The organism is Saccharomonospora saliphila YIM 90502 (genome assembly GCF_000383795.1).
Classification (GTDB): domain Bacteria; phylum Actinomycetota; class Actinomycetes; order Mycobacteriales; family Pseudonocardiaceae; genus Saccharomonospora; species Saccharomonospora saliphila.
On sequence record NZ_KB912669.1, the window covers coordinates 1 to 2,996 of the forward strand.

The following is a 2,996-nucleotide window of genomic DNA, read 5'->3' on the forward strand; positions in this document are numbered from 1 at the left end:
TCCGCCCCGGCCAGCCTGCGCGCCTCACGACGGCCCAGCCACCACGCCACCAGCAGCGCGGCGACCAGTCCCGCCGCCTGCGCCGGAAGCAACGGCACCCACAACTCGTTGGCGTCGACGCCGCTGGTGGCCGAGGCCCGCGCGGTCGGACCGCCCCACGGCATCAGGTTCATCACTCCCGCTCCCAGACCGACACAGGTGGTCAGCACCAGGCGGCGCATCCCGAGCCGGTCGAACAGGGGCAGCATCGCCGGGATCGTGATGAGGAACGTGGTGGCGCCTGCCCCGTCGAGGTGCGCGGCGGCCGCGAGCGCCGTGGTGGCCACGCACACCGTGACCGGCGCGCCGCCCGCGAACGCCACGATCCGCCGGATCACCGGGTCGAACAGCCCCACGTCCTTCATCAGGCCGAAGTAGACGATCGCGAACACGAACATCGCCGTCACCCCGGCGACCCCGCCGATACCGTCGGTGGCGAACGCGCCGATCTCGGCGGGCGAGAACCCCGCCAGCAGCCCGGCCACGACCGGGACCCCGGCCAGCGCCACCACGGCGGCCGTGCGGTGGGCCAGCAGCAACGCGAGGATCACACCGACGGTCGCGAAACCCATCAGGGACAACATCGGCCCCGACCTCTCCCTCGACGACTCGACCACGCCACCGGCGTCTGTGGGTATAGGTCGTTATACATTTCCGCGTCGCCCGGCGGCGTCGCTCCGCAGTCTCGCCTCCGGGTCCCCTACCGTTCAACATCAATAGGGCATACATTGATGCGTTGTGAGCATGGATTTGGAGATGCGGCACCTGCGTGCCGTGGTCGCGGTCGCCGACCACGGCGGTTACAGCGCGGCGGGGCAGCGGCTCCACCTCGCGCAGTCGTCGTTGAGCCGCACCGTTCAGGAGGTCGAGCGCAGGCTCGGCGTCGCGCTGTTCGAACGGACCACCCGCGCCGTCCGGCCGACCGTCGACGGCGAGCGGTTCGTCGCCCTCGCCCGCGACGTGCTCTCCCACGCCGACGCCGCGCTCCGGCACTTCGAGGGTTACCTCGCGGGCACCCGGGGGACCGTCTCGGTCGCGGCCCTGCCCTCGCTCGCGGCCACCCTGCTCCCGCCCGTGGTGTCGGCCCTGCGGGAGCGGCTGCCCGAGGTGACCGTGCGCATCCGCGACGGGCTCTCCGCCGAGGTCCTGGACCACCTGCGCAGCGGCAGGGCCGACCTGGCCGTCACCGTCGCCGACACCGTGCCGCCCGGACCGCACACCCGGCCCGTGGCCGCCGACCGGTTCCACTGCGTGTGCGCCGTCGATCATCCGTTCGCCGACCGCGCGGACGTGAGCTGGGCCGACCTGTCCGGCGAACCGTTCGTCGCCTTCGACGCGACGAGCAGCATCCGCGCCTACGTCGACCGCACGCTCACCCGGCAGCGGGTGGAACTCGGCCCGGTCACCGAGGCGCGGAACGTGGGCGCCGTGGCCGGGCTCGCCGCGGCCGGGCTCGGCGTCTCCGCCGTACCCGCGCTGGTGCTGCCCCTGATGAGTTTCGCCGACCTCCACCACCGGCCGTTGACCGGCCCGGCGGTCGAGCGCGACATCCGCCTGGTGCACGACCCCGCGCGACCGCTGTCGGCCACCGCCCTGGCGATGCGGGACCTGCTGGAGACCGCGAGCACCCACGCGCTGCGCCTGCCGCACGGCGCACGGTGGGTGACCCGGCACGCGCGCGACACCACCGACGAGCCCCTACGGTGAGGGTGTGACGTCCGCGAACTGGTACGCGGTGCTCGACGAGATCGTCAACCGGGCACACCTGGCCGCCGGAGGGGACCTCGGCAGGATCGTCGACCACGCCGCCGGGCAGGTGGGGGCGCACCTGCGGCTCTACCTGGTCGACCTGCCGCAACGGCACCTGCACCGGCTCAGCGACGAGAGCGAGAAGCCGATCCCGATCGAGGGAACACTGCCCGGCCGCGCGTTCCAGCTCGTGGAGATCGCGTCCAGCACCGACCAGGACAGCGACAGACCGGTGCTGTGGGTGCCGATCCTCGACGGCACCCACCGGGTCGGGATGCTCCAGATCGTGCTGCCCTCCGGCAGCGACCCGGCCGACTTCAGCCTCCGCGAACGCTGCTGGACCCTCGGTGGCCTGCTCGGACACCTCGTCGTCGCCAAGCTCGCGCAGAGCGACGAGCTGCACCGCGCGCGGAGACCGAGAGATCTGACGGTATCGGCCGAACTGCTCTGGCAGCTCCTGCCGAGTCAGACCTTCGCCACCTCCGACATGACGATCAGCGCCGTGGTCGAGTACTACGACGAGGCCGGTGGCGACGGCTACGACTACACCGCCGACGGCTCGACCGGCCACGTGGCGATCTTCGACGCGACCGGGCACGATCTGCAGGCCGGGCTGGTGTGCTCGATGGCGCTGGCGGCCACCCGCAACGCGCGCCGCAACGGCGCCTCGCTCCCCGGCATCGCCCGGGCCGCCGACGAGGTCCTGCGCGAGCACGCGACCGAGACGCGGTTCGCCACGGCCGTGCTGGCCACGCTCGATCTGGAGTCCGGGCTGTTGTCCTACCTCAACGCGGGCCACCCGCCCCCGGTGCTGCTGCGCGAGGGCCGCGTGCGCAAGACCCTCGACGGCGGGAGACGGCTGCCGCTGGGACTCCAGCACCTCGACGAGACCGCGCCGTCGCCCCCGGCGCACGAAGGCCTCGAACCGGGCGACCGCGTGCTGTTCTACACCGACGGCGTGACCGAGGCCCGCAACGCCCGGGGCGAGCACTTCGGTCTGGACCGGCTCAGCGACTTCGTCGAGCGCGAGAGCGCGGCCGGCCTGCCCGCCCCGGAGACGCTGCGCAGGCTCAGCCACGCCGTCCTGGACCACCAGCAGGGCCAGCTGCACGACGACGCCAGCCTGATCCTGCTGGAGTGGCCCACCCCGAGCCACCCGCGACTGCTGCCCGCCGAGGCCGCCCCGGCCGTGCACCGCCGCGACCCCG

Annotated in this window: 3 protein-coding genes; 2 read left to right on the forward strand and 1 reads right to left on the reverse strand. The window is 73.2% G+C overall.

Annotated elements, in window-relative coordinates; all coding sequences use genetic code 11:
* A partial coding sequence (locus SACSA_RS0111370; RefSeq protein ID WP_019815986.1) for an SLC13 family permease occupies window positions 1–623 on the reverse strand: 623 nt, incomplete at its 3' end.
* 160 nt (window positions 624–783) lie between these two features.
* On the opposite strand from SACSA_RS0111370, the gene SACSA_RS22555 reads away from it, so the two are divergent.
* Both SACSA_RS22555 and SACSA_RS22560 read left to right on the forward strand, forming a co-directional pair.
* Entirely contained in the window at window positions 784–1,746 is a 963-nt protein-coding gene (locus SACSA_RS22555) for a LysR family transcriptional regulator (protein WP_198009049.1), read from the forward strand.
* A gap of 4 nt (window positions 1,747–1,750) precedes the next feature.
* Window positions 1,751–2,996: PP2C family protein-serine/threonine phosphatase (locus SACSA_RS22560; RefSeq protein ID WP_019815991.1), on the forward strand; the 1,246-nt coding region annotated here is incomplete at its 3' end.

Coding starts and splice junctions, on each gene's coding strand:
- SACSA_RS22555 (WP_198009049.1), top strand. CDS start 784: ATGGATTTGGAGATGCGGCACCTGCGTGCCGTGGTCGCGGTCGCCGAC.